Raw genomic sequence first — 24,766 nt, 5'->3', positions numbered from 1 at the left:
CCTTGGGGCTTCATGCAGTTCCAGAAGAAGGTGTGGTTCCAGATTTGCGCGGCGTTGTTGTAGATGCCGCCGCTGGACTTCTTGATGATCTCTTCGAGCGTCAGCGACTCGAACTCGGTGCCCTTTTGCAGGTTGTTGAGGTTCACCACGTAGGCGTTGTGGTGCTTGCCGTAGTGGTATTCGAGGGTTTCCTTCGAATACTCGGGTGCCAGTGCGTCGAGGGCGTACGGCAGGGGTGGGAGCACATGTTCCATGGTTTTTTCTCGTGGGTTGGTTGTGGGAATCAGGGATTCTAGGAAGTAATTATTGAGGCAGCGTCGGACGCGTTCCCGTCGCGTCGCCCGGCGTGACGGTCAGGTCGACTTCGCCATCGGCGAGCCGCGCCTTGATGGCGTCGCCCGCCGCCAGTTGCGTTGCGCTGACGATCGCATGACCGTCTGTATCGGTCAGCCACGCATAGCCGCGCTGCAAGACCAGTGCCGGATCGAGCAGCCGCATGCGCAAGGCCACGCGTTCCAGGCGCTCGCGACGCTGCACCAGCGCACGCCCCAGCTTCAAGGGAAAGTCGGCGGCGATTGACCGGGGCGCCTGCGACAGGCGCTCCCGTCTCGACAGCACCGCATATCGAAGGCGCTGCACATGGTGCGCCAGGCGCAGTTGCTGGCGCGTCACCAGGTTCGAGGGTCGGCCGAGACGCCCCGCCGCCTGGTCGACGCGCTGCCCGAGGGCGTCGAGGCGCCCGCCCAGCGCATCGCCGAGACGCTCGTCGAGCAGATCGAGCGCACCGAGCCACATGTCGCGCGGCGCACTCACCAATTCCGCCGCGGCGGTTGGCGTGGGCGCGCGCAAATCAGCGCAGAAATCGGCGATGGTGAAGTCGGTTTCGTGCCCCACGCCACTGACCAACGGCACCGGACTTTGCACGATGGTGCGCGCCAGGGCCTCGTCGTTGAAGGCCCAGAGGTCTTCGATGGAGCCACCGCCACGCACCAGCAAGATCACGTCGACCGCAGGGGCGAGGTCATAGAGCGATTGCAGCGCCCGCACCAGTTCGGCCGGCGCATTGGCTCCTTGTACTGCCGCTGGTGCAAGCACGACCGGAATGTGTGGAACGCGCCTTCGCAGCGCCGTCACCACGTCGTGCAAGGCGGCCGCGCCCAGCGACGTGACGACACCGACCGCGCGCGGCATGGCCGGTAGCGCTCGCTTGCGCGCCGGATCGAAGAGTCCTTCGGCTTCCAGGCGTGCCTTGCGTTGCATGAACTGCTCGAACAAGGCGCCCTGCCCGGCTCGCCGCAGACTCTCTACAACCAATTGAAGATCGCCGCGTGGCTCGTACACCGCAAGACGCCCGCGCACCTCGACCTGATCGCCATCGCGGGGCGAAAAGTCGAGCAAACCGGCTGCCCGCCGGAACATCGCGCAGCGCAGCTGGCCCGACTCGTCCTTGAGCGCGAAGTAACAATGTCCACTTGACGCGCGCGAAAAACCGGAGATCTCGCCGCGCACGGTCACCGGATTGAAGCGCGCATCGAGCGCGTCGGCCACCGCGTGGCACAACGCGCCGACTGCCCAGACGCGTGGCCCGGGCGCGGAATTCGATTCACGCAAGTTCACAAAATGCACGCTCGGCCAAATGCCACTCTTCCACAACGGGCCGCACGCCCCCTGTCTTCAGACCCCGGTGCGGGGCAGGCGCACGGTTTCTCGTGCAAGCCATTGATTTCATTGAAAAAAGTGCTGCTCAAAATTCAGTCGATCTAGCGGAAAGGCCGCCCCATGCGGGTCCGGATGAGTTGCGCAGCAGGTTAATCACAAAGTTATCCACAGAATCTGTGCGTCCTTGCCGACACAAAAACAAGGCGCGTGCTGATGGTGGGCTCAGTGGATAATCGCCGCGCATTTGCAGTCTACGGGCCGGAGGATTTTCTTGTTTTCCATCATAGTTGCCGCGGGTTGGCCAATCTGGCCCTTGCTCGCTTGTTCAGTCATTGCGCTCGCGCTGGTTATAGAACGTTTCACGAGTCTCAAAACCGTGAGGGTACTGCCGCCGAAGCTGCTCGACGAAACCATCACCGTGTCGCACGGCGCCATTCCCGGCCCGGACATCGTGACCAAACTTGAACGCAACTCGATGCTCGGCCAGGTGCTGGCTGCGGGCCTGCGCGCTCTGAACGCCAATCCGCGCTGCACTGAAGACGACCTGCGCGCCGCCATGGAAGCCTCCGGCCGCACCGTGGCGCACAAGCTCGAGCGCTACCTGCCTGCCCTGGCCACCATCGCCTCGGCCGCCCCGCTGCTGGGGCTGCTGGGCACGGTGATCGGCATGATCGAGATCTTCGGCTCGCAGTCGCCGGGCAGCGGCGCAGTGGGCTCGGGCAATCCGGCGCAACTGGCGCACGGCATCTCGATCGCGCTCTACAACACCGCCTTCGGCCTGATCGTCGCCATTCCGACGCTGATCTTCTGGCGCTACTTCCGCAGTCGGGTCGACGAGTACCTGCTGAATCTCGAACTCTCAGGCGAGCGCTTCGCCCGCCATTTGAACGCCCTGCGCAAATGATGACCCCCACGCTTGCCACTGCGTGTGCTGCGCTGCCCCCCGAGGGGGCCGCCGCCTCCTTGGGGCGGCCCGGCGGAGGCTTGTCATGACCCGCGCCCGCATGCAGTTCCGCCACGGCGCGCGCGACGAGCCGGAGATCAACCTGATCCCGTTCATCGACGTGCTGCTGGTGATCCTGATCTTCCTGATGCTGTCGACCACCTACAGCAAATTCACCGAGATGCAGCTGCGGCTGCCCACGGCGGACGTCGACGCGCAGCGCGACTACCCGAAGGAAGTGATCGTGGCGGTATCGGCCGACGGCCGCTACTCGATCAACAAGACTCCGGTGGCCGACCGCAGCGTTGAGACCGTGACGGCCGCCCTCGCCGCCGCGGCCACCGGCGGCAAGGACAGCGTGGTGATCATCAGCGCCGACGCGACCAGCCCGCACCAGGCGGTGGTGACGGTGATGGAGGCCGCGCGCCGCGCCGGCCTGATGCAGATCACCTTCGCCGCACAGTCGACGGCGCAAGCCGGGCACTGAGTGCCTTCCGACAGCAGCAGCGGCAACACGGGTTCGCCGTCGGCTTCGCGGCTGCAGAACGCCTGGTTGCGTCGCGGCCCTCTGGCTTGCCTGCTGTGGCCGCTGTCGCTCATCTACGCTGCGCTTTTCGCTGTGCGTGGCTGGCTCTATCGCGTGGGGTGGCTGCGGACTGAGCGTGTGCGCGTCCCGGTGATCGTGGTCGGCAATGTGATTGCGGGCGGGGCCGGCAAGACTCCGGTCGTGATGGCCGTTGTGCGACATCTGCGAGAGCGAGGATTTCGGCTCGGCGTGGTGTCGCGCGGCTACGGCCGCCGCACCGATGACTGCCGCGAAGTGCTCGGCGACAGCGATCCGCAGGATGTCGGCGACGAGCCTGCGCTGATTCACCATGCAACAAGGGCGCCGGTGTTCGTGGCACGCCAGCGCATCGATGCTGCGCGGGCGCTGCTCGAGCGGCATCCGGCCACGCAGGTCATCGTCAGCGACGATGGACTGCAGCACCTGGCGCTCGCGCGCGACATCGAGATCTGCGTGTTCGACGACCGGGGTATCGGCAACGGCTGGCGACTGCCCGCGGGGCCGTTGCGCGAAGCCTGGCCACGCCGATGCGATCTGGTGCTGCACAGCGGGGCACAGCCGGCCTTTGCCGGGGGCTATACGGCCACCCGGGCTCTCGCGCACGATGCGTTGGGCAGTGACGGGAAGCGTGTGCCATTGGCTGCCCTTGCGGGCCAGCCCGTGACCGCGCTGGCGGCGATCGCACGGCCCGAGGCCTTCTTCGACATGCTGCGCGCGCGCGGCCTGACGCTCGCCGACACCATTGCATTGCCCGATCACTTCGATTTCGAGGATTGGCAGCGCCCTGCTGGCACTGCGCATACCCTCATCTGCACCGAAAAAGACGCCATCAAACTGTGGCGCAAGGCGCCCGATGCGCTGGCCGTGCCGCTGGAGTTCGCGCCCTCCGCGGATTTCTTCGCCGCGCTCGACGCAAAGCTATCATCGCTCGATGGATATCAAGCTGCTTGAACTGCTCGTCTGCCCCGTCACCAAGGGGCCGCTGACCTGGAACCCCGAGAAGCAGGAGCTCTGCTCGCGCAGCGCGCGCCTCGCCTATCCGGTGCGCGACGGCATTCCGGTGCTGCTCGAGAACGAAGCACGCACGCTCTCCGACGAAGAGCTCGGGCTGTGAGCTTCACCGTTCTGGTGCCGGCGCGCCTGGCGTCGACACGGCTTCCCAACAAACCCCTGGCCGACATCGCCGGCGTGCCCATGGTGGTGCGCGTGGCGCAGCGCGCCAGCGAATCCGGCGCGGCGCGCGTGGTGGTCGCCGGCGACGATCCATCCATCATTGCGGCATGCCAGGCGCACGGTGTCGAGGCCATCCTCACTCGTCAGGACCATCCCAGTGGCACCGACCGGCTGGCCGAAGCCTGCGAACTGCTGGGCCTTGACGGCGACGACATCGTCGTCAACGTTCAAGGCGACGAGCCGCTGATCGACCCCGCGCTGATCGACGCCGTGGCATCCACGCTGGCCACCCATGCGGAAGCCGCGATGAGCACGGCCGCCCACGAGCTCGACTCTGTCGGCGACTTCATGAATCCCAACGTGGTGAAGGCCGTGCTCGATGCACAGGGCAACGCCATGTACTTCAGCCGCGCACCAATCCCGTGGTGGCGCGACGGCTCCGCCAACGGCTCGGCGCCTGCGGTACTGCCCACCCCTGCCCCGCTGCGCCACATCGGCATCTACGGTTATCGCGCGGGCTTCGTGCGGCAGTTTCCGTCGCTGCCACCGGCTCCCGTCGAGGCGACCGAGGCACTCGAACAGCTGCGCGCGCTGTGGCACGGCCATCGCATCGCGGTACACGTGAGCCATGTCGCGCCCGGGCCGGGCATCGACACGCCCGAAGACCTGGCGCGCGTACGCGCCGTCTTCGCCGCCGCGCCCCCCGCCTGAGGCGCCCTCATGCCTGCGCGGGCGGCTGGAATTCTTCGAGGGCACGCGTGCTATCCTCGACGCAACTCCGCCTTGCCCAGCCCTCGGGCCGACGCTCGGCGCGACACAAAATCTAAGAACCGTCCGAGGACACCATGAGACTAATTTTGCTGGGCGCGCCCGGGGCGGGCAAAGGCACGCAAGCGGCCTTCATTTGCCAGAAATACAGCATTCCCCAGATTTCGACCGGCGACATGCTGCGCGCCGCCGTCAAGGCCGGGACGCCGCTCGGGCTACAGGCCAAGGCCGTCATGGACGCAGGCGCCCTCGTCAGCGATGACCTGATCATCAATCTCGTCAAGGAACGCATTGCGCAGCCCGATTGCGCAGCCGGCTTCCTGTTCGACGGTTTCCCGCGCACCATCCCCCAGGCCGACGCCATGAAGGCAGCCGGCGTCAAGCTCGACTACGTGCTCGAAATCGACGTGCCCTTCGGCGACATCATCGAACGCATGAGCGGCCGTCGCTCGCACCCGGCATCAGGCCGCACCTACCACGTCAAATTCAATCCGCCCAAGGTGGAAGGCAAGGACGACGTGACCGGTGAAGACCTGATCCAGCGCGAAGACGACAAGGAAGAAACCGTGCGCAAGCGGCTCGACGTGTACAGCCAGCAGACACGCCCGCTGGTCGACTACTACTCCGCCTGGGCCAAGACCGACCCGGCCGCCGCGCCGAAGTACCGTGCCATCAAGGGCGTGGGCACGGTTGACGAGATCACGCAGCGTGCGCTGGCTGCACTGAGCAGCTGATCCTGATCTGATTTCCGAAACCGCCCCTTCAACGGGGCGGTTTTGTTTTCACCCCAGCAGTTCCAGCATCAGCGCGATGCGCGCCTTCACGGGCGTCAGCGCACCCGCATCGCGGAGCTGATCGCCGGTCTTCGGCAGTATCCGTCCGTTCGCGCAACGCGTGGCTCGAACCACCGCAACGCCCGCGTCCTGCGCCTTGAGCGCTGAGGCCTCCAACGCATGGTGCAAGGTGCCGTTTCCGGTGGCAGCAAGCACCAGTCCACGCACGGGATCGGCTCCTCCGGACTGCAGCAACGCGTCGATCACCGCGCCGCTGGCGCCGGCATGATTCATGACGATCTCGACGCGAGGCCATTGCACGGTGGTCGCCTCGAAGAGCTTCGACGCCTGCGACGCCGATCCCTCAGGCCACTCCCGGACACGGCGTACCCCTCCTTCCTCGACGTAGCCGACCGGTCCCGCATCACCTGAAGCAAAAGCATCGAGTCGGTAGGTGTGCACTTTCTGGATATCGATGCCGCTGTGGATTGCGCCGGCGCACACCACGGTCACGCCCCGTGCGCCTTCCGTCGCGGCAACGCTGATGGCGTCGCGCACGTTCTGCGGTCCGTCGGGCGCCAGTGCGGTGGCCGGGCGCATCGCGCAGGTGAGCACCACGGGCTTGGACGGAGCCAGCACCGAGTGCAGGAAGAACGCCGTCTCTTCGAGCGTGTCGGTGCCATGCGTGATCACCACGCCCGCCACGTCGGCCTGCGCCAACCAGTGTGCACAGCGTCGGGCCAACTGCTGCCAGATGTCGAACGACATGTCCTTGCTGTCGACCTGCGCCACCTGCTCTGCTTCCAGCGATACACCCTCGGGCGCCTCGATCCCGCCCAGCAGATCGGCCACGCCCACCTGCCCGGCGGTGTAGCCGATGTTGTCGCCGCTGCTGGCTGCCCTGCCGGCAATGGTGCCGCCCGTTCCCAAAACCACCACACGACGGCGCACTTCAGGCGAAGAGGAATTGACCATGGCTTGTCAACTTTTAAAAACTGGTTAAAAATACAGGTACTGGATATCTAGCCAGTGCCGCAAGGAACCACATATGCAGTTCGCCGTGAAGCTTACAGCCCGCCAGCAGCAGATCCTGGATCTCATCCAGAGCGCCATCGCACGCACTGGTGCGCCACCCACGCGCGCCGAAATCGCCAATGAGCTCGGGTTCAAGTCAGCCAACGCCGCCGAAGAGCACCTGCAGGCACTAGCCCGCAAGGGCGTCATCGAGCTGGTCAGCGGCACCTCCCGCGGCATCCGCCTCAAGGGCGACGCCCTGCGCTCTCTCAATGAAACGCGCCACCGCGAGGGCGGCCAGTTCTCGCTCTCGCTGCCCGGCATGGCCCAGCTGGCGTTGCCGCTCATCGGTCGCGTCGCAGCCGGCTCCCCCATCCTCGCGCAAGAGCACGTCGACCAGACCTACTACGTCGAGAACACGTTGTTCCAGCGCCAGCCCGACTACCTGCTCAAGGTGCGCGGCATGTCGATGCGCGACGCCGGCATCATGGATGGCGACCTTCTCGCGGTGCAAGCCACCAAGGAAGCGCGCAACGGCCAGATCGTGGTCGCGCGCCTGGGTGACGAAGTGACCGTCAAGCGCCTGAAGCGCAACAAGCAGGTCATCGAGCTGCACGCCGAGAACCCCGACTACCCGACCATCATCGTCCAGCCCGGCGAGCCGTTCGAAATCGAAGGCCTCGCAGTGGGGCTCATCCGCAACACCATGCTGATGTAGGCCTCACGGCCTGCTTTCCGCAGCACCCCATCCGGCAGCAACAGGTGGCGGGCGTATGGCGAAGAGTCGCCATCACCCTGTCGCGGCCGATTCAAGAAATCCTGCCTGTGTTCAACCTCATACTTTTTTGGAGTTCACATGGGAATCGCCCTCCTCGCCATCGCTGATTTCTGGATGCCGCTGCAATCGCTGGCCAGCCGTCTGATGCCGGCACGCCGCCCTCACCGCAGGGATCACCTCGACGCAGCTGAAACCTCGGCCGGATTGCGGTATGTGGCAGTACGCCCCGCCTGCACTGCCCGCTCCAGCGGCACTGCAACGCCCACAGCACCGGCGCGCCCGTTGCGCGTGGTCCGCGTGGTCGACGGCAAGGGCCAGCAGCACAGCAACCGCGTCGTGATCTCTGGCCGCATGGCCGACGTCTGCGCCGAACTCGACCGGCTGGCAGCACTCGAAACCGCCGAAACCATGGCCACGGCACCGCGCTCGACACGCCTGCATTGAGCCCGAACACCCCTGCGAGCGGCTGTGGGGGCGGGTATCCAAACGTTCACGGGCACGACATTCCAATGCTGCGAGGCACAATGGCACGCCATGAACATTGTGATCCTCGACGATTACCAGGACGCCGTGCGCAAATTGCGCTGCGCCGCCAAGCTGGACGCGTACGCGGCCAAGGTCTACACCAACACGGTGAAAGGCATCGGGCAACTATCGGTCCGCCTTAAAGATGCCGACGTGATCGTGCTGATCCGCGAGCGCACCCATATCTCGCGCCAGCTGATCGAGAAGCTACCCAAGCTCAAGCTCATCTCGCAGACCGGGCGCGTCGCCGGGCATATCGACGTCGCAGCCTGCACCGAGCGCGGCGTGGCGGTGGCGGAAGGCTCGGGCTCTCCGCAGGCGCCTGCGGAGCTCACTTGGGCGCTCATCATGGCTGCCATGCGCCGGCTGCCCCAGTACATCAGCAACCTCAAGCACGGTGCATGGCAACAGTCAGGCCTCAAGTCGGCCTCGATGCCGCCCAACTTCGGGCTCGGCTCGGTGCTCAAGGGCAAGACGCTGTGCATCTGGGGCTATGGCCGCATCGGCCAGCTGGTCGCGCGCTATGGGCAGGCCTTCGGAATGCAGGTCGTGATCTGGGGCCGTGAAGCCAGCTGCGCCAAGGCCCGTTCCGACGGCTTCCAGGTTGCGCAGAACCGCCACGAGTTCTTCGCCGCTGCAGACGTACTGTCGGTGCATCTGCGGCTCAACGAAGAAACCAACGGCCTCATCACGCTGGAAGACCTCTCGCGCATGAAGCCGACAGCGTTGTTCGTCAACACCTCGCGCGCCGAACTGGTCGAAGCCGACGCCCTGCTCGCCGCACTCAACCGCGGCCGCCCCGGGCTGGCCGCCATCGACGTGTTCGAAAGCGAACCGCCGTTGCAAGGCCACGCGCTGCTGCGCCTCGAGAACTGCATCTGCACGCCGCACATCGGCTACGTCGAGCAGGAAAGCTACGAGAGCTATTTCGGGCAGGCCTTCGACAACGTCGTGAGCTACATCAACGGCAACCCCACGAACATCGTGAATCCCGGCGCGCTGCAGGTCCGCCGGTGAGCCGGCCGGCGCCACAGGGTGCGCTCTGGGCGCTGCTCGTTGGCAATTTCGTGATCGGCACGGGCGTGATGGTGGTGCCCGGCACGCTCAATGAAATCAGCGCATCGCTCTCGGTCACGGTCGCCACCGCAGGGCAACTGATCACGGCTGCCGCGGCGGTAATGTGCATCGGCGCTCCGTTGCTGGCCGCCGCGGTCGCGGGCTGGGACCGTCGGCAGCTGCTGGCCATCACCCTGCTCTGGTACGCCGCCGGCCACGTTCTCTGTGCGCTGATGCCGAGCTTCGGCGCCCTGCTTCCAGTGCGCATGCTCACGGTGATCGCGCCGGCCATTTTCACACCCCAGGCTGCGGCCTGCGCCGGCATGCTGGTGCCGCCCGAGCATCGCGGACGCGCCGTCACCTTCGTCTTCCTCGGCTGGTCGATGGCATCGGTGCTGGGCCTGCCCATCGGCGCGCTGATCGGTGGGCATCTGGGCTGGCGCATGGCATTCATGGCAATCGCGGCGCTCAGTGTCGCGAGCGCGACATCGATCTGGCTCACCTTGCCGAGCGGCATCCGCCCTGCCGCACTGACCGCCGAAGCATGGTTGCGTGTGCTGCGCAGCCCGGTGCTGATGGGCATCGTGTCCGTCACGGCGCTGCAGGGCGCCGGCCAGTTCGTGCTGTTCAGCTATTTCGGGCCGATCCTCAAGCAGAGCTTCGGCGCCGACGCCACCACGCTGAGCGTGATGTGGGCGCTGTTCGGCGTTTGCGGGCTGATCGGCAACATGGTGGTCAGCCGGTACATCGACCGCGTGGGCGCCGGCCGCATGGTGCTGATCACGACCGTGCTGATCGCTTCGAGCCTGCTCGTCTGGCCGCTGGCGTCCACGCTCGCCTGGCTGGCCGTTGTGCTCGTTCCCTGGGGCCTGGGTTGCTTCGCCACCAATTCGGCCCAGCAGGCCCGTCTGGTGGGCCTGGCGCCCGCGCTCGCGCCTGGCTCGGTGGCGCTCAACAGTTCCGGCATCTATACCGGCCAGGCCGTGGGCGCTGCGCTCGGCGGCTGGCTGCTCGCCAATGACGCCGGCGCCTGGATGAGCTGGGCCGGCCTGGGCCTGGTGCTGATCGCCATTTCGCTGAGCGTGGCCATCGACCGCAGCCGCCGCGCGGCCTGAAAACGCCTCCGCGTAAAACCCGTCACGCCCCGTCCGCGCGGGACTGCAAAATCGAAGCCTTCGACAGCAGCATCTGTTCGGCACCTGCGTCGACACCTGCATTGGCGCCTGCACGGCAGGCCCGGAACCACCCAACCAGTGAAAATCTCCAGCAAATGACAGTGAACTACTCCCGAATCGGCGTCATCGGCGCCGGCGCCATGGGTCGCGGCATCGCGCAGATCGCCGCACAGGCGGGCAGCGAAGTGCTGCTGCTCGACAGCTTCGCGGGTGCCGCAGAACGCGGCCGCGAAGCCCTCGTCGCCCAATGGAACAAGCTGCACGAGAAAAACAAGATCGACGCCGCCACGCGCGATGCCCAGATTGCGCGCGTCAAGGCCGTCGATTCCATCCAGGCGCTGGCAGGCTGCGACCTTGTGATCGAAGCCGTGGTCGAAGACCTGGAAGTCAAGCGCAAGCTGTTCCGCGAACTCGAAGGCGTGGTGGCCGAGACCGCGACGCTGGTCACCAACACTTCTTCGCTCTCGGTGACGGCCATCGCGGCCGGCCTCAAGCGGCCCGAGCGCATCGCGGGCTTCCACTTCTTCAACCCCGTGCCGCTGATGAAGGTGGTCGAGGTGGTCGCGGGCTTCAAGACCGCGCCCGAGGTCTGCAAGCAACTGGCCGACTATGCGGTGCAGATGGGCCACAGCGCCGTGCAGGCGCAGGACACACCCGGCTTCATCGTCAACCACGCGGGCCGCGGCTACGGCACCGAGGCGCTGCGCATTGTCGGCGAAGGCGTGACCGACTTCGTGGCGGTCGACCGCATCCTCAAGGACCAGGCCGGCTTTCGCCTCGGCCCGTTCGAGCTGCTGGACCTGACGGCGCTCGACGTGTCGCACCCGGTGATGGAATCGATCTACCACCAGTACTTCGAGGAGCCGCGCTTCCGCCCAAGCGTAATCACCGCGCAGCGCCTGGCCGCCGGTGCCCTGGGCCGCAAGACCAACGAGGGCTTCTACCGCTACAACGACGGCGTGATGCAGCAGACGCCCGAGCCGCCGCCGCCGGTGGTCGAGGGCACGCCCTCGGTCTGGGTGTCGCCGCGCGCAGCACGCCGCGCCGAGTTGCTGCGCCTCGTGAATACGCTGGGCGCGCAGATCGACAGCGGTGCCACGGCCGCGCCGCATTCGCTGATCCTGGTCGCACCGCTGGGCTTCGATGTGACCACCGTCGCCGCGGTCGAGCGCCTGGACGCCACGCGCACCGTCGGCATCGACATGCTGATCGACGACGCCGCCACCAAGCGCCGCGTGCTCGCCACCAACCCCGCCACCCGCCGCGACATCCGCGATGCCGCGCACGCCCTCTTCGCGCGCGACGGCAAGGCCGTGAGCGTGATCCGCGACAGCGGCGGCTTCGTCACGCAGCGCGTGATCGGCACCATCGTCAACATCGCCACCGACATGTGCCAGCAGCGCGTGTGCACGCCGGCCGACCTCGAAACCGCGGTGCAGCTGGGTCTCGGCTATCCGCGCGGGCCGCTCGCCATGGGCAACCTCTACGGTCCGACCAACATGCTCGAAGTGCTGTTCAACCTGCAGACGGTCTACGGCGACCCGCGCTATCGCCCGAGCCCGTGGCTGCGCCGCCGCGGCGCGCTGGGCCTGAGCCTGCTGCACGAAGAAGAATAAAAACAAGCCATGACCGCCGAACTCAAAAGCACGAGCGAAGGCAGCACCATGGTGCTGACGATCGCCAACCCCACCCAGCGCAACGCACTGGGCCCCGAGATCTACGCCGCCGGTATCGAGGCGCTCAACGGCGCCGAGAACAGCGCCGAGATCCGCAGCGTCGTCATCGTGGGCGAAGGCTCATGGTTCTGCGCCGGCGGCTCGCTGCAGCGGCTTCTGGCCAACCGGCAGCTCGACCGCTCCGTACAGGCCGAAAGCATCGAGGGCCTGCACAACTGGATCGATTCGATCCGCACCTTTCCCAAGCCGATCATCGCGGCGGTCGAAGGTGCTGCCGCGGGCGCCGGCTTCTCGCTCGCGCTGGCCTGCGACTTCGTGGTTGCGGCGCGCGACGCAGTGTTCGCGGCCTCATACAGCAACGTGGCGCTGTCGCCCGACGGCGGCCTGAGCTGGCACCTGGGGCAGCAGCTGCCTCGCCAGTTGGCAAGCGAATGGCTGATGAACGGCGAGCGCATCGGCGCGCCGCGCCTGCATGCGCTGGGCCTCGTCAACGAACTCACCGAAAACGGCCAGGCGCTCGCGGGTGCGCTGGCGCTGGCCGCCAAGCTCAACGCGCGCGCGCCGAATTCGCTGGCCAGCATCAAGGAACTGCTCAGCGAGGCACGGGGCGCCACGCTGGCTTCGCAGCTCTCGCAGGAGCGCGACCACTTCGTGCGCAACCTGCACCATGCGAACGCGGGCATCGGCATCGCCGCGTTCCTCGAGAAGAAGCCGCCGCAATACGAGTAACGCCAAACGGCGTCGCTCCCGTGACACCCCCCAGCTTTTCAGTCGCCGAGAGGACAGACCAATGGACGACCCCATTCTTACCATCGAAGAACGTGAAGCGATCAACAGTGGTCGCTGGTTTTCTTCTCTATCTCCATCGCTACGGCACGACATCCTCCGATGCGCCTTTGTCAAACGCTACAAGGACGGCGACCTGATCGCTGCCCGCGGCGACCCGCCCGACCACTGGATTGCCTGCGCCAAGGGCGCGGTGCGCGTGAGTTCGACGGCCGTCTCGGGCAAGCAGGTAACGCTGACCTACGTGGAGCCGGGCATCTGGTTCGGCGACGTGGCGATGTTCGACGGGGACCGGCGCACGCACGACACCTACTCGCATGGCGACAGCACCATCCTGTGCGTGGCGCGGGCCGACTTCCAGAAGATCCTTGCCTCGCACGTGGAACTGTACGAAGCGCTGATGCGGCTGCAGGCGCGCCGCATCCGCACGCTGTTCGGGCTGGTGGAAGACCTCAACACCCTGCCCCTGCGGGCACGGCTGGCCAAGCAGTTGATTCACCTCGTGCGCAGCTACGGCGTGCCGAACCTGGAAGACGGCAGCCAGATGCGTATCGGCCTGCAACTGGCGCAGGAAGAACTGGCGCAGTTGCTGGGCGCGTCGCGCCAGCGGGTCAACCAGGAACTGAAGACCATGGAGCGCGAGGGCACCATCCGGATCGAGCCGGGCGGCCTTGTGGTTCTGGACCGAGCAGCCTTGATGCGCGTCTCCGAAGCAGAGCACTGACAAACCAAAAAGCAGACATGAGCCAGGACTTCTCCAACTTCATCGGCACCCGTGCCGTCTCGCAACAGCACGCTTTCGATGTCGATGCGCTCGCGGCCTGGCTCGAGAAGAACCTCGACGGTTTCAAGGGCCCGCTGACGGTCGAGATGTTCAAGGGCGGCCAGTCGAACCCGACCTACAAGCTCGTCACGCCCTCGCAGAGCTATGTGATGCGCGCCAAGCCGGGCCCGGTCGCCAAGCTGCTGCCCTCGGCCCATGCGGTGGAGCGCGAATTCAAGGTCATGAGCGGCCTGGCCGGCACAGACGTGCCCGTGCCCCGCATGTACTGCCTGTGCGAAGACGAGGCCATCATCGGCCGCGCCTTCTACGTCATGGAGTTCATGCAGGGCCGCGTGCTGTGGGACCAGTCGCTGCCCGGCTTCAGCAACGCCGAGCGCGCGGCTTACTACGACGAGATGAACCGCGTGATCGCGGCGCTGCACACGGTCGACTTCGCCGCCCGCGGCCTGGCCGACTACGGCAAGCCCGGCAACTACTTCGAGCGCCAGATCGGCCGCTGGAGCAAGCAGTACAAGGCCTCGGCCGACGGCGCCGGCGAGCTCTCGCAGCCCATCGAGGCCATGGAGCGGCTGATCGACTGGCTGCCCGCCCACATGCCGGCGAGCGCACGCGACGAAAGCAAGGTGTCGATCGTCCACGGCGACTACCGCCTCGACAACGTGATGTTCCACGCCACCGAGCCGCGCATCATCGCGGTGCTCGACTGGGAGCTCTCCACGCTGGGCCACCCGCTGGCCGACTTCAGCTACCACTGCATGTCCTGGCACATGCCGCCCAGCACTGGGCGCGGCATCGGTGGTGTAGACCTTGTCTCGCTGGGCATTCCCACCGAGAGCGAATACATCCGCCGCTATTGCGAACGCACCCGCATCAGCACGCCCGAGGCGCTGGCGCCCGACTGGAACTTCTACCAGGCCTACAACCTGTTCCGCATGGCCGCGATCCTGCAAGGCATTGCCAAGCGGGTCGAGGCCGGCACCGCGTCGAGCGAACAAGCCGTGGCCTCGGCCCGCGGCGCACGCCCCATGGCCGAAATGGCCTGGCAGTTTGCCCAAAAGGCATAAGCCGCCCCACACCCACCAGGAGACGAAGATGGATTTCGAATACTCGGCCAAGACCAAAGACCTGCAGAAACGCGTCCAGGCGTTCATGGACGACCACATCTATCCGGCCGAAGCCGAGTACCACGCCGAACTGGCCGCCAACACGGTGGCCGGCAAGCGCTGGTCGGCCCTCAAGACGGTCGAGAAGCTGAAGGACAAGGCCAAGGCCCAGGGCCTGTGGAACCTGTTCCTGCCGGTCGACAGCGCCGCGGCCTCGGGCTATGAAGGCGCGGGCCTGACCAACCAGGAATACGCCCCGCTGGCCGAGATCATGGGCGCAGTGCCGTGGGCGAGCGAAGCCTTCAACTGCTCGGCGCCCGACACCGGCAACATGGAGACCATCGCGCGCTACGGCTCGGACGAAATCAAGGCACGCTGGCTCAAGCCGCTGCTCGAAGGCCAGATCCGCTCGGCCTTCGCGATGACCGAGCCCGAAGTGGCATCGAGCGACGCCACCAACATCTCCACGCGCATCGAACGCCAGGGCGACGAGTACGTCATCAATGGCCACAAGTGGTGGATTTCCGGCGCGGCCGATCCGCGCTGCGCGGTCTTCATCACCATGGGCAAGAGCGACCCCGACGCGCCCCGCCATTCGCAGCAAAGCATGATCGTGGTGCCGGCCGATGCCAAGGGCATCCGCATCGTGCGCCCGCTGAACGTGATGGGCTACGACGACGCACCGCACGGCCACGTCGAGATGTACTTCGAGAACGTGCGCGTACCGGCCGGCAACATGCTGCTCGGCGAAGGCCGCGGCTTCGAAATTGCCCAAGGCCGCCTTGGCCCGGGACGCATTCACCACTGCATGCGCCTGATCGGCCTGGCCGAGCGCGCGCTCGAACTGATGTGCAAGCGCGCCTCGTCGCGCGTGGCCTTCGGCAAGACCGTGGCCTCGCAGACCGTGACGCAGGAACGCATCGCCGAAGCCCGCTGCAAGATCGACATGGCCCGCCTGCTCACGCTCAAGGCCGCCTGGCTGATGGACGTGGCCGGCAACAAGGTCGCCAAGAATGAGATCGCGATGATCAAGGTCGTCGCACCGTCGATGGCCTGCCAGGTGATCGACTGGGCCATGCAGGTGCACGGCGGCGGCGGCATGTGCGACGACTTTCCGCTGGCAGCAGCCTATGCCGGCGCGCGCACGCTGCGCTTTGCAGACGGTCCGGACGAAGTGCACCGCAACGCGATCGCCAAGTGGGAGCTGGGCAAGTACGCGCCGAACAAGGCCGACGCCGAAATGCCGGTGACGCGCTTCTGATTTGACTTGCGCCCTCTCCCCTGGGGGAGAGGGCTGGGGTGAGGGCCAACGGCGATTAATTCGCCTCGGCCCTTTTTCTTTTCAGAGCTTCTTCTGCAGGAAGACGGCGCTCCCGAACGCCGGATCGAGCTGATAGCCCATGAACCCTTCCCGCTCGTAGGCGCGCAGCGCGGGCGCGTTGCCCGAGAGCACCTCGAGCGTGAGCTTGCAGGCACCGCGCCTGCGCGCCTCCTGCTCCACCTGCGCGAACATCTTCTGCGCCACGCGTTGTCCGCGGTGGCTGGGCAGCACGACCACGTCGTGCACGTTCACCAGCGGTTTGCAGGCGAAGGTCGAGAAGCCCTCGATGCAGTTGACCAGGCCCACGGGCTGCCCGCCGTCGTAGGCCAGCACACTGAAGGCCTGGGGGCGCGCCGCCAGTGCCGCGGGCAGGCTCTTGCGCACATCGGCATCGAGCGGTGTGCCGCCGCCGGCCGGGTCGCTGGCGTAGGCGTCGAGAAGATCCACCAGAGCGGTAGCCTGCGCGGCGTCGCGGTAGTCAACCACGAAGGTTTCGATGCTCATTTCGCCGGCTCCAGCGTGGCGGCAAGGCGCCTGGCGCACGATTCGGATTGCCTCGCATCGCGCGCCTCGACCATCACACGCACCAGCGGCTCGGTGCCGCTCGCACGGATCAGCACGCGGCCGCTGTCGCCGAGTTCGGCCTCGATGCGCTGCGTTTCGCCGGCGAGCGCCTTGTTGGCTTTCCAGTCCTGGTCGGGCGCGAGGCGCACGTTGATCAGCGTCTGCGGGAACAGCGTGACGCCTTCGAGCAACTGCGCCACGGTCTTGCCGCTGCGTACGCAAGCCTGCAGCACCTGCAGTGCGCTCACGATGCCGTCACCCGTGGTGTGGCGGTCGAGCGCCAGCAGGTGGCCAGAGCCCTCGCCGCCCAGCAGCCAGCCGCGCTTGTCGAGTTCTTCGAGCACATAGCGGTCGCCGACCTTGGCGCGCACGAACTCGATGCCATGCCCGCGCAGCGCGACTTCGACGGCCTTGTTGGTCATGAGCGTGCCGACCACGCCCACCGGCTTTTCGCCGCGCGCGATGCGCTCTGTCACCATGAGGTAGAGCAGTTCGTCGCCGTTGAAGAGCCGCCCGCTGGCATCGACCAGCTGCAGGCGGTCGGCGTCGCCGTCGAGCGCAATGCCGTAGTCCGCCCGCTGCGTCGTCACCGCGGCCACCAGGGCCTCGGGATGCGTGGCACCGAAGCCCTTGTTGATGTTGAGCCCGTCGGGCGAGACACCGATGCTGGTCACTTCCGCGCCCAACTCGTGGAACACGTTGGGCGCCACCTGGTAGGCCGCGCCGTGCGCCGCATCGACCACCAGCTTCATGTCGCGCAGGGTCAGGTCGTTGGCGAAGGTGCTTTTGCAGAACTCGATGTAGCGGCCCGGCGCGTCGTTGAGGCGGCGGGCCTTGCCGAGATTGGCGGAGTCCACCCACACCGGCGCCTCTTCCAGTACGGCTTCGACGGCCAGTTCCCAGGCGTCGTCGAGCTTGGTGCCCTGCGCGCTGAAGAACTTGATGCCGTTGTCGGGGTAGGCGTTGTGGCTCGCACTGATCACCACGCCGAGGCTCGCGCGCTGGGCGCGCGTGAGGTACGCAACGCCAGGTGTTGGCAGCGGGCCGAGCAGGACCACGTCGACACCGGCCGAATTGAAGCCCGACTCGAGCGCCGACTCGAGCATGTAGCCCGAGATGCGCGTGTCCTTGCCGATCAGCACCGTAGGGCGTGACTGGGTCTTCTTGAGCACGCGGCCAACGGCGTGCGCTAGGCGCAGTACGAAGTCTGGCGTGATGGGCGCCTGGCCGACAGTGCCACGGATGCCGTCTGTGCCGAAATATTTGCGAGTCATGGTGTTGATGTCTGCTCTTGTGTTTGTTGTTGTGACTCTTGCGCCTTCATGGCGCGCCATACCGCGAGCGCGGCAACCGTGTCGCGCACGTCATGCACGCGCACCACGGCCGCTCCCCGGTCCACTGCCAGCACGGCAGCCGCGACGCTGGGCACGGTGCGCTCCCCCGCCGCCTCGATGCCGGTGACCGCGCCGATCGACGACTTGCGCGACCAGCCCAGCAACAGCGGATAGCCAGCGGCAAGCATCTCGCGCTGGCGCGCCAGCAAGGAGAAATTCTGCGCCACCGTCTTGCCGAAGCCCACGCCGGGGTCGAGCGTGATGCGCGAATGGTCGACCCCCAGCGCGCGCAGAAGTTGCACCTGCACCGTGAGGAAAGACAGCACCTCGGGGATCACATCGCCCGCCATGGGCACGGCCTGCATGGTCTGCGGGTCGCGGTGCATATGCATCAGGCAGACGCCGCACGAAGGGTGTGCCGCAACGGCTTCACGCGCGCCCGGCTGCCGCAGCGCCCAGATGTCGTTGACGATGTCCGCGCCCAGGTCGAGCACCGCGCGCATCACCTCCGGCTTGTAGGTGTCGATGGAGATTGGCACGTTGAGCTTCACCGCCTCGCGCACCACGGGCAGCACACGCGCCAGCTCGGCGTCGAGCGGCACCGCGGGGCTGCCGGGGCGGGTCGATTCGCCGCCGATGTCGAGGATGTCGGCGCCCTCTTTCAGCAACTGCTCGCAGTGCTGCAGCGCGGCCTGGGTAGAAGCGTGGGCACCGCCGTCAGAAAAGGAATCGGGCGTGACGTTGACGATGCCCATCACGCGCGGCTGCGCGAGGTCGATGCGAAAGCGCGAGGTCTGCCACACCCCGCCGGATGGCGCTCCATGGAAAACGGGGCCAGAGGCCCCGTTGTTGCTTGATGCCAAGTCCACCTCAGGCCGCAGTGGGCGCCGGGTCAGGGTTGACTGCCGGCGTGCCGCCGCTGCCACCACTGCCCGAAGGCGGGATGCGCGGCGTCCAGTCCTTGGGCGGGCGCGGTGCGCGGCCGGCCATAATGTCGTCGAGCTGCTCGCTGTCGATGGTTTCCCATTCGAGCAGCGCCTTGGCCATGGCGTGCATCTTGTCGCTGTTCTCTTCGATCAGGCGGCGCGCCAGGGCGTACTGTTCGTCGATGATGCGGCGCACTTCGGAGTCGACCTTTTCCATGGTCTGCTCGCTCATGTTCGTGGTCTTGGTAACCGAACGGCCCAGGAACACTTCGCCTTCGTTCTCGGCGTAGACCATCGGGCCCAGCGCGTCGGTCATGCCGTAGCGCGTGACCATGTCGCGGGCGATGGAGGTCGCGCGCTCGAAGTCGTTGCTCGCGCCGGTGGTCATCTGGTGCATGAACACTTCTTCGGCGATACGGCCGCCGAACAGCATGCTGATCTGGTTCAGCATGTACTCACGGTCGTAGCTGTAGCGGTCCTGCGCTGGCAGGCTCATGGTCACGCCGAGGGCGCGGCCACGCGGAATGATCGTGACCTTGTGGACCGGGTCGCACTTGGGCAGCAGCTTGCCGATGAGGGCGTGGCCGGACTCGTGGTAGGCCGTGTTGCGGCGCTCTTCCTCGGGCATGACCATGCTCTTGCGCTCAGGGCCCATGAAGATCTTGTCCTTGGCCTTCTCGAAGTCCTGCATCTCGACCACGCGCGCATTGCGACGGGCGGCCATCAGGGCGGCTTCGTTGCAGAGATTGGCCAGGTCGGCGCCGGACATGCCGGGCGTGCCACGGGCGATCACGCTCGGGTTCACGTCCTGGCCAAGCGGGACCTTGCGCATGTGCACGCCGAGGATCTGTTCACGGCCGCGGATGTCGGGCAGCGTGACGTACACCTGACGGTCGAAGCGACCGGGGCGCAGCAGTGCGGCGTCCAGGATGTCGGGGCGGTTGGTGGCGGCCACCACGATCACGCCGAGGTTGGTTTCGAAGCCATCCATCTCGACCAGCATCTGGTTGAGCGTTTGTTCGCGTTCGTCGTTGCCGCCGCCGAGACCGGCGCCGCGCTGACGGCCCACAGCATCGATTTCGTCGATGAAGATGATGCAAGGAGCGTTTTTCTTGGCGTTCTCGAACATGTCGCGAACACGGGCCGCGCCCACGCCGACGAACATTTCAACGAAGTCGGAACCCGAAATCGAGAAGAAAGGTACCTTGGCTTCGCCGGCGATCGACTTGGCCAGCAGCGTCTTGCCGGTGCCGGGAGGGCCGACCAGCAGCAAACCGCGGGGAATGCGGCCGCCGAGCTTCTGGAAGCGCTGCGGGTCTTTCAGGAAGTCGACCACTTCACGGACTTCTTCCTTGGCTTCGTCACAGCCCGCGACATCGGCGAAAGTGACCGTGTTGTTGTTCTCGTCCATCATGCGGGCCTTGCTCTTGCCGAAGCTGAACGCCCCGCCCTTGCCGCCGCCCTGCATCTGCCGCATGAAGTAGATCCAGACGCCGATCAGCAGCAGCATCGGGCCCCAGCTGACCAGCAGCGTCATGAGCAGCGAGCTCTCTTCGCGCGGCTTGACGTCGAACTTGACGTTGTGGTCGATCAGGTCGCCCACGAGGCCGCGGTCGAGCACCGTGGCGGTCGTGCGGATCTTGCGATCGTCATTGGTGACTGCGACGATCTCGCCGCCGGCAGCGCCCTCAGGAATGACGGCGCTCTTGACCTGGTTGTTGCGGACCTGGTCCAGAAACTCGGAGTAGCTGACTGTCCCCGAGCCGACGCCACCGCGGGTGTCGAACTGCTTGAACACAGTGAACAACACCATGGCAATGACGAGCCATACGGCAACTTTGGAAAACCACTGATTGTTCAAACGAAGCTCCAGGCTAAAGCGCGTGACAGTTAAATGAAAAAACGCGCTGTGGGTACGCAATTGCGCCCCATTTTAGGCTTTTCAAGCTACGAAAAGCGGGCATTTCCCTAATGCAGCCATAGCCTGACAAGGGTTTGCGCCACAAACGCACTCTCAGCAGCAAGGTATCAAGGCGTATCCGGGGCCTTCAGGCCCATGCCGACCAGGAAAGTCTCGGCTGATTTATCCCGCGACGCCTTGGGCTTGAAGGGCTTCACGATGCGGAAATTCGCCTTGAAGAGCTTCACCAGCTCGTCGTAGCCGCTCCCGTGGAACAGCTTTGCCACCAGCGCCCCCTCGGGCTTCAGGTGGTGCTGGGCAAAATCGATTGCAAGCTCGATCAGGTGCGCCACCCGGGCGGCGTCGGCCGAATGGATGCCCGACAGGTTGGGTGCCATGTCCGACACCACCAGGTCGGCCTTGCGGCCTGCCAAAACACCCAGCAACTGTTGCAGCAGCGCATCTTCGCGGAAATCCCCCTGCAGGAAGGTCACGCCCTCGATGGGCTCCATCGGCAGGATGTCGAGCGAAACGATGGTGCCATTCAACTCGCCGGCCGCAGCGCCGCCGGGCGACATGCGCCGGCGCAGGTACTGGCTCCAGGCGCCGGGAGTGGAGCCGAGGTCCACCACCAGCTGGCCCGGCTTGACGAGGCCGAGCGACTCGTCGATCTCCTTGAGCTTGTAGGCGGCGCGCGCGCGATAACCCTCCTTGGTGGCGAGCTTCACGTAGGGGTCGTTGATATGGTCGTGAAGCCACGCTTTATTGACTTTTTTGCTTTTGGCTTTGGTGCTCATGAGGGTCTTCGTGTACGCGTCGATAATACGGGGATGCCCGCCATTCAACTTACCCCTGCCGAGCGCAAGGTGCACCGCGCCGAAGCTCACCACCTGGATCCGATCGTCATGGTCGGTGGAGACGGGCTTACCCCTGCCGTGAAAAAAGAAGCCGACGCGGCGCTCAAGGCCCATGGCCTGATCAAGATCCGCGTCTTCTCCGACGACCGCCTCGCCCGCGACGCCATGCTGCGCGAACTGTCCGACGAGCTCGATGCCGCCCCCATTCAACATATCGGCAAGCTGCTGGTGCTGTGGCGCCCGAAGCCCGAAAAGGAGCGCGTGGTCGATGAAGACCGCATGCCCGGCCCGCGCGACGTGAAGATCGTCAAGTACAGCAAGCGCGGCGGCCAACGGCCTGAAATCAAGACCCTGCGCGTGCTCGGCAACCAGCGCCTGACCCCTGGAGGCACCATCAAGCGCGCCAAGGCAAAACGGCCCCTGTCGGCCAAGAAGCGCAACCAGGCGGACTGAGCTTGGTGGCAGCGCAAGGCGCCCAGCGCCATATTCTCTGCATGAAGTGGGGCACGAAATACGGCCCCGAATACGTCAACCGGCTCTACGCGATGGTCCGCCGCAACCTCAGCGGCGACTTCAAGTTCGTGTGCCTGACCGACGATGGCAACGGCGTTCGCCCCGAGGTGACCTGCCTGCCGATTCCGCAGCTCAACCTGAACCTGGCTCCCGGCCAGCGCGACGGCGGCTGGAAGAAGCTCACGACCTTCGAGAAAGACCTGTACGGTCTGCAAGGCACCGCCCTCTTTCTCGACCTCGACGTAGTGGTCGTGGGCAGCCTTGACGCCTTCTTCGAACAGCCCGGCGAGTTCCTGATCATTCACGACTATCCCCGCCCCTGGCGGCGCGAACGCATCACCGGCAACTCTTCGGTCTACCGCTTCGAGATCGGCGCCCATGCCGACATCCTGGCCTACCTGCGCGCCAACTTGGACAAGGTACAGGCGCAATATCGCAACGAGCAGGCCTACCTGTCGGACATGCTCCACAAGCAAGGCAAGCTGGCCTACTGGCCCGCCGAATGGTGCCCGAGCTTCAAGTACCACGGCATCCCGACCTGGCCGACCAACTACTGGGAAGAGCCGTTCGTGCCCGAGGGCGCACGCATCATGGTGTTCCATGGCGAGTGCAACCCACCGGACGCGCTGGCGGGCCGCCGCAACCGGGCCTTCCGGTTCATCCGGCCGGCGCGCTGGGTCGCGAAATACTGGAAAGAGTAAGCACGGAGGCGGCGGCTGCCGCCTCTGCCGTTCAGTCTGGCTTGCGGGCGCCCATGCGCCAGAGCAGCACGCCGACGCACACCCACTGCACGAGGTACATGCCGCTGCCCACGGCGTGCCACAGCTTGAGGTTCTCGCGCGCCAGGATGCGAGGCGCCACGGCGTACTGCTGAAGCAGCGCCAGCAGCAGTGCTCCCAGGATGAAAAAGATGGCGGTCATCGCTGGCCCGCTCATGCGATCGTCGGCCTTGGCCCTGAAGTGAATCAGCAGGATCAGCCCACAGCCGATCGCGATCCAGCTCTGCGCCTCGAACAGCTGGCCGGCAAAGTTGCCCGCCACCGATGGGTTGCCAAGCCTTGCGAACAGCAGCGGCACCACCAGGAAACCGATCGTGGTGAGGCTGCCCCACCAGAAGGCGGCCAGCATCAGCGCAACGCGGTCTTTCATGGGTCGAAGAATCAGAGGTAGCGAACGGCCACGATCTCGTAGCGCTTGAGGCCGCCAGGAGCCTGCACTTCGGCGGTGTCGCCCTCTTCCTTGCCGATGAGCGCGCGCGCGATCGGGCTGGAAATGTTGATGAGGCCGAGCTTCAGGTCTGCTTCGTCTTCGCCGACGATCTGGTACTTCACGGCTTCGCCGCTTTCCTCTTCCTCGAGTTCGACGGTCGAGCCGAACACCACCTTGCCGCCGGCATCGAGCTCGCTCGGGTCGATGATCTGCGCGGCCGACAGCTTGCCTTCGACTTCCTGGATGCGGCCTTCGATGAAGCCCTGGCGGTCCTTGGCGACTTCGTATTCGGCGTTTTCGCTCAGGTCGCCCTGGGCGCGTGCTTCGGAAATTGCATTGATGACCCAGGGACGGTCCACCGTCTTGAGCTGGTGCAGTTCGGCGCGCAGTTTTTCAGCGCCGCGCTTGGTGATGGGGATGGTTGCCATGTTGTTGGTTCTCCATAAAGCGAAACCGCCGAACGCTGCCGTTCGGCGGTCGATTGAGGGAATTGATCAGACGAGTGTGCGTCCGGTCAGCCGGCTCAGGATGGCGAGCGGGCTCGATTCGGGATTGTATTGCTTCGAAGCGGCCAGATGAAGGGTCTGCTCGAGCATGTACTGGCCCGCCATCACGGCATGCGAGGTCTGGTCGGAGAAGCACACCCACACCGAGCCCGGCGGGAACTTGGCGGTTTCCTGCGGCGAGTTTTCCTGGTACGCCATGTCCGACTTCATGCCGTCGTGCAGCTGCAGCATCAGGTGGTCGTACTCGCTGCGGAACGACTTGGTCACGCGCAAAGCGCGCAGCAGCTTTGCCTGCCAGCGCACATAGGGCTTGGCGCGCGGCAGGAAGCGCTTGGCAACGTCCTCGAACGGCTCGCCCACGCGCCACACCCGCGGCGCGCCTTCAGGGTTGACATTGGTGAAGACGCGCAGGATGCGCTCGCCGTAGTTCGGCCGCGACGGGAACGAATCGACGTGCAAGCGCCGGTCGTCGGCGCGCCACGACTGCACCCGCGTCTCGACCTTCGCCGGTCGGTAGCTGGTAGGTGCGAGCCGCAAGGCGGGCGTGTAGTGCGGCAGCAGCCCGTGAATCAGCTGCGTGGCCTGCGCCCGAAAGCGCCCCACCATTGCAGCCGCCATGCGCTGCACCGCCTCGTCGCCAACCGCGCCCTTGAGCTTGCCGTTGGCGTCGAGGCTGATGTTGCGCACGTCGGGCGACAGCAGGCTGGGCGTGAGCAGGCTGCGCTCCTCGGGCAGAAGCTCGAAGCCCAGGCGCGGAAAGTACAGCACCTTGCCCGCTTCGAGTTCCGCGATCCACGCCTCGTTGGGCGTGGCTGCGTTCCAGTCCGTCAGGTCCAGTTCGACGAGCTGCGTTTCCAT

The 24,766-nt window shown here is 65.9% G+C and carries 27 protein-coding genes and 1 pseudogene; 17 read left to right on the top strand and 11 right to left on the bottom strand.

The window, feature by feature from the left end; genetic code table 11:
• Both BLV60_RS17765 and xseA read right to left on the bottom strand, forming a co-directional pair.
• A pseudogene (locus tag BLV60_RS17765) lies at nucleotides 1-254 on the bottom strand (superoxide dismutase [Fe]); the annotation flags it as partial.
• Between the two features lie 49 nt (nucleotides 255-303).
• Complete coding sequence (gene xseA / locus BLV60_RS17760; RefSeq protein WP_093056578.1) at nucleotides 304-1,617, bottom strand: exodeoxyribonuclease VII large subunit; 1,314 nt, start codon at nucleotides 1,615-1,617, stop codon at nucleotides 304-306.
• Nucleotides 1,618-1,930: 313 nt separating this feature from the next.
• Here xseA and BLV60_RS17755 point away from each other — a divergent pair, with 313 nt between their 5' ends.
• The 6 genes from BLV60_RS17755 to adk all read left to right on the top strand — a co-directional run bounded on the left by BLV60_RS17755 (nucleotide 1,931) and on the right by adk (nucleotide 5,842).
• Entirely contained in the window at nucleotides 1,931-2,563 is a 633-nt protein-coding gene (locus BLV60_RS17755; protein WP_042674017.1) for a MotA/TolQ/ExbB proton channel family protein, read from the top strand.
• A gap of 100 nt (nucleotides 2,564-2,663) precedes the next feature.
• The gene (locus tag BLV60_RS17750; RefSeq protein ID WP_056519147.1) at nucleotides 2,664-3,089 is read left to right on the top strand and encodes an ExbD/TolR family protein; all 426 of its coding nucleotides are present in this window, start codon (nucleotides 2,664-2,666) and stop codon (nucleotides 3,087-3,089) included.
• A complete protein-coding gene (gene lpxK, locus BLV60_RS17745) occupies nucleotides 3,090-4,118 on the top strand; it encodes a tetraacyldisaccharide 4'-kinase (RefSeq protein ID WP_093056576.1) in 1,029 nt (342 codons plus the stop codon).
• The gene (locus tag BLV60_RS17740; protein WP_093056575.1) at nucleotides 4,099-4,281 is read left to right on the top strand and encodes a Trm112 family protein; all 183 of its coding nucleotides are present in this window, start codon (nucleotides 4,099-4,101) and stop codon (nucleotides 4,279-4,281) included. The genes lpxK and BLV60_RS17740 overlap by 20 nt, the downstream gene beginning before the upstream one ends.
• The gene (gene kdsB, locus BLV60_RS17735; RefSeq protein ID WP_093056574.1) at nucleotides 4,278-5,051 is read left to right on the top strand and encodes a 3-deoxy-manno-octulosonate cytidylyltransferase; all 774 of its coding nucleotides are present in this window, start codon (nucleotides 4,278-4,280) and stop codon (nucleotides 5,049-5,051) included. The genes BLV60_RS17740 and kdsB overlap by 4 nt, the downstream gene beginning before the upstream one ends.
• A gap of 134 nt (nucleotides 5,052-5,185) precedes the next feature.
• Complete coding sequence (adk, locus tag BLV60_RS17730) at nucleotides 5,186-5,842, top strand: adenylate kinase (RefSeq protein WP_093056573.1); 657 nt, start codon at nucleotides 5,186-5,188, stop codon at nucleotides 5,840-5,842.
• Between the two features lie 48 nt (nucleotides 5,843-5,890).
• On the opposite strand, the gene BLV60_RS17725 is transcribed toward adk, so the two are convergent.
• Entirely contained in the window at nucleotides 5,891-6,856 is a 966-nt protein-coding gene (locus tag BLV60_RS17725) for an asparaginase (RefSeq protein ID WP_093056572.1), read from the bottom strand.
• A 73-nt stretch (nucleotides 6,857-6,929) separates the two neighbouring features.
• Here BLV60_RS17725 and lexA point away from each other — a divergent pair, with 73 nt between their 5' ends.
• From lexA to BLV60_RS17680, 9 genes are all read left to right on the top strand, one after another.
• A complete protein-coding gene (lexA, locus tag BLV60_RS17720) occupies nucleotides 6,930-7,613 on the top strand; it encodes a transcriptional repressor LexA (RefSeq protein WP_013541704.1) in 684 nt (227 codons plus the stop codon).
• Nucleotides 7,614-7,751: 138 nt separating this feature from the next.
• Entirely contained in the window at nucleotides 7,752-8,117 is a 366-nt protein-coding gene (locus BLV60_RS17715; protein WP_093056571.1) for a hypothetical protein, read from the top strand.
• Nucleotides 8,118-8,207: 90 nt separating this feature from the next.
• Entirely contained in the window at nucleotides 8,208-9,215 is a 1,008-nt protein-coding gene (locus BLV60_RS17710; RefSeq protein ID WP_093056570.1) for a D-2-hydroxyacid dehydrogenase family protein, read from the top strand.
• Nucleotides 9,212-10,369, top strand: coding sequence for an MFS transporter (locus tag BLV60_RS17705; RefSeq protein ID WP_093056569.1), 1,158 nt, complete (start codon nucleotides 9,212-9,214; stop codon nucleotides 10,367-10,369). The genes BLV60_RS17710 and BLV60_RS17705 overlap by 4 nt, the downstream gene beginning before the upstream one ends.
• Nucleotides 10,370-10,524: 155 nt before the next feature.
• The gene (locus BLV60_RS17700; RefSeq protein ID WP_093056568.1) at nucleotides 10,525-12,045 is read left to right on the top strand and encodes a 3-hydroxyacyl-CoA dehydrogenase; all 1,521 of its coding nucleotides are present in this window, start codon (nucleotides 10,525-10,527) and stop codon (nucleotides 12,043-12,045) included.
• A 9-nt stretch (nucleotides 12,046-12,054) separates the two neighbouring features.
• Complete coding sequence (locus BLV60_RS17695; protein ID WP_093056567.1) at nucleotides 12,055-12,834, top strand: oxepin-CoA hydrolase, alternative type; 780 nt, start codon at nucleotides 12,055-12,057, stop codon at nucleotides 12,832-12,834.
• 61 nt (nucleotides 12,835-12,895) lie between these two features.
• Nucleotides 12,896-13,615, top strand: coding sequence for a Crp/Fnr family transcriptional regulator (locus BLV60_RS17690; RefSeq protein ID WP_093056566.1), 720 nt, complete (start codon nucleotides 12,896-12,898; stop codon nucleotides 13,613-13,615).
• Nucleotides 13,616-13,632: 17 nt separating this feature from the next.
• On the top strand, nucleotides 13,633-14,739 hold the full coding sequence (locus BLV60_RS17685) for a phosphotransferase (RefSeq protein WP_093056565.1): 1,107 nt from the start codon (nucleotides 13,633-13,635) through the stop codon (nucleotides 14,737-14,739).
• Between the two features lie 28 nt (nucleotides 14,740-14,767).
• Nucleotides 14,768-16,039, top strand: coding sequence for an acyl-CoA dehydrogenase family protein (locus tag BLV60_RS17680; protein WP_093056564.1), 1,272 nt, complete (start codon nucleotides 14,768-14,770; stop codon nucleotides 16,037-16,039).
• 81 nt (nucleotides 16,040-16,120) lie between these two features.
• On the opposite strand, the gene BLV60_RS17675 is transcribed toward BLV60_RS17680, so the two are convergent.
• The 5 genes from BLV60_RS17675 to BLV60_RS17655 form a co-directional block, all read right to left on the bottom strand.
• Nucleotides 16,121-16,603 carry a GNAT family N-acetyltransferase gene (locus tag BLV60_RS17675; RefSeq protein ID WP_093056563.1) on the bottom strand — a complete coding sequence of 161 codons (483 nt, stop codon included), beginning with the start codon at nucleotides 16,601-16,603 and terminating at the stop codon, nucleotides 16,121-16,123.
• Nucleotides 16,600-17,937, bottom strand: coding sequence for a phosphoglucosamine mutase (gene glmM / locus BLV60_RS17670; RefSeq protein ID WP_093056562.1), 1,338 nt, complete (start codon nucleotides 17,935-17,937; stop codon nucleotides 16,600-16,602). Before glmM ends, BLV60_RS17675 begins: the two co-directional genes overlap by 4 nt.
• Complete coding sequence (gene folP / locus BLV60_RS17665) at nucleotides 17,934-18,752, bottom strand: dihydropteroate synthase (RefSeq protein ID WP_093056595.1); 819 nt, start codon at nucleotides 18,750-18,752, stop codon at nucleotides 17,934-17,936. The genes glmM and folP overlap by 4 nt, the downstream gene beginning before the upstream one ends.
• 115 nt (nucleotides 18,753-18,867) lie before the next feature.
• Entirely contained in the window at nucleotides 18,868-20,784 is a 1,917-nt protein-coding gene (gene ftsH, locus BLV60_RS17660) for an ATP-dependent zinc metalloprotease FtsH (protein WP_093056561.1), read from the bottom strand.
• A gap of 167 nt (nucleotides 20,785-20,951) precedes the next feature.
• Complete coding sequence (locus BLV60_RS17655) at nucleotides 20,952-21,620, bottom strand: RlmE family RNA methyltransferase (RefSeq protein ID WP_093056560.1); 669 nt, start codon at nucleotides 21,618-21,620, stop codon at nucleotides 20,952-20,954.
• A 33-nt stretch (nucleotides 21,621-21,653) separates the two neighbouring features.
• On the opposite strand from BLV60_RS17655, the gene BLV60_RS17650 reads away from it, so the two are divergent.
• Together BLV60_RS17650 and BLV60_RS17645 are read left to right on the top strand one after the other, a co-directional pair.
• The gene (locus tag BLV60_RS17650; RefSeq protein ID WP_093056559.1) at nucleotides 21,654-22,133 is read left to right on the top strand and encodes a YhbY family RNA-binding protein; all 480 of its coding nucleotides are present in this window, start codon (nucleotides 21,654-21,656) and stop codon (nucleotides 22,131-22,133) included.
• Nucleotides 22,134-22,135: 2 nt separating this feature from the next.
• Nucleotides 22,136-22,894: a glycosyltransferase gene (locus tag BLV60_RS17645; RefSeq protein ID WP_093056558.1), complete on the top strand. Its 759-nt coding sequence runs from the start codon at nucleotides 22,136-22,138 to the stop codon at nucleotides 22,892-22,894.
• A 31-nt stretch (nucleotides 22,895-22,925) separates the two neighbouring features.
• Here the strand turns inward: BLV60_RS17645 and BLV60_RS17640 are convergent, their stop codons facing one another.
• The 3 genes from BLV60_RS17640 to BLV60_RS17630 form a co-directional block, all read right to left on the bottom strand.
• Nucleotides 22,926-23,342 carry a DUF4149 domain-containing protein gene (locus tag BLV60_RS17640; RefSeq protein WP_093056557.1) on the bottom strand — a complete coding sequence of 139 codons (417 nt, stop codon included), beginning with the start codon at nucleotides 23,340-23,342 and terminating at the stop codon, nucleotides 22,926-22,928.
• A gap of 11 nt (nucleotides 23,343-23,353) precedes the next feature.
• Entirely contained in the window at nucleotides 23,354-23,830 is a 477-nt protein-coding gene (gene greA, locus BLV60_RS17635) for a transcription elongation factor GreA (protein ID WP_056581276.1), read from the bottom strand.
• A 66-nt stretch (nucleotides 23,831-23,896) separates the two neighbouring features.
• Complete coding sequence (locus BLV60_RS17630; protein ID WP_093056556.1) at nucleotides 23,897-24,766, bottom strand: Kdo hydroxylase KdoO; 870 nt, start codon at nucleotides 24,764-24,766, stop codon at nucleotides 23,897-23,899.

The sequence above is a fragment of the Variovorax sp. YR634 genome, assembly GCF_900106655.1.
Taxonomy (GTDB): domain Bacteria; phylum Pseudomonadota; class Gammaproteobacteria; order Burkholderiales; family Burkholderiaceae_C; genus Variovorax.
Note: the sequence above shows the minus strand (reverse complement) of the source record. Positions and strands in the feature narration are given on the sequence as shown.